This is a genomic window from Streptomyces silaceus (assembly GCF_001419745.1).
Classification (GTDB): domain Bacteria; phylum Actinomycetota; class Actinomycetes; order Streptomycetales; family Streptomycetaceae; genus Streptomyces; species Streptomyces silaceus.
Genome location: NZ_LIRJ01000196.1, coordinates 373 through 1,127, shown reverse-complemented (window position 1 = coordinate 1,127; position 755 = coordinate 373). Strand labels below are relative to the sequence as shown.

The window sequence follows — 755 nt, the reverse complement described above, 5'->3', positions numbered from 1 at the left end:
CCGCCGCTACCACGCGCTGATGCCGGCGAACTACGCCTGGGTCCACGCCACCGGCTTCCCCGTCTACCAGCACGCGCAGAAGTACCTGGGCCGCCCCTTCACCGAGGCGCAGGAGCGGCAGCTGTACGCGGAGTGGCTCCAGGTCGGACGGATCCTCGGCATCCACGACCGGGACATGCCGCAGACGCTTCAGGAGTTCTGGCCGTACTACCGCAGGATGCTGGCCGAGGAGGTGGAGCTCACGGCGGTCGCCGGGGAGCTGACCGCCGCCGACAGCCCGGTGCCGCCGCCGGACCGCGGCCCGCGCGCGCTGCGCCTGGTGCTGCGCGTCCTGTGGCCGGTGCTCCTGCCGCCGTTGGCCCGCTTCCGCCGCTTCGTCACGATCGGCCTGATGCCGCCGGACGCCCGCGCGGCGATCGGACTGCCGTGGACGGCCGCGCAGGAGCGCGGACTCCGCCGCTTCGGCAGGGTGGTGCGCACGGTCGTGCCGCTCCTGCCGGAGCGGCTGCGCTATCTCCCGATCGCCCGCAGGGCCCGCGCACGGCACCGCGCCGCCGGGTAGTGACCCGGACGGCGCGGCGCGCGTGTCCCGTACGACCGGTCGTCACGACCGGTCGTCAGTGAGTCCTTCGGTGAGTCCGCCGATGACTCAGTGACCGTGCTCCTGGCCGTCGTTCCCGTGGTCGTGCACGTCGTTCGTGGCGGCGATCTTCTTCCACGACTTCGGCTTGGCCGGGGCGGACGCGGCACGGGCG

The 755-nt window shown here is 73.6% G+C and carries 1 protein-coding gene; it reads left to right on the top strand.

All coding sequences use genetic code 11. From position 1 onward, the window contains the following. Positions 1–562: oxygenase MpaB family protein (locus AOK22_RS19505; RefSeq protein WP_244164885.1), on the top strand; the 562-nt coding region annotated here is incomplete at its 5' end. Positions 563–755 lie beyond the last annotated feature (193 nt).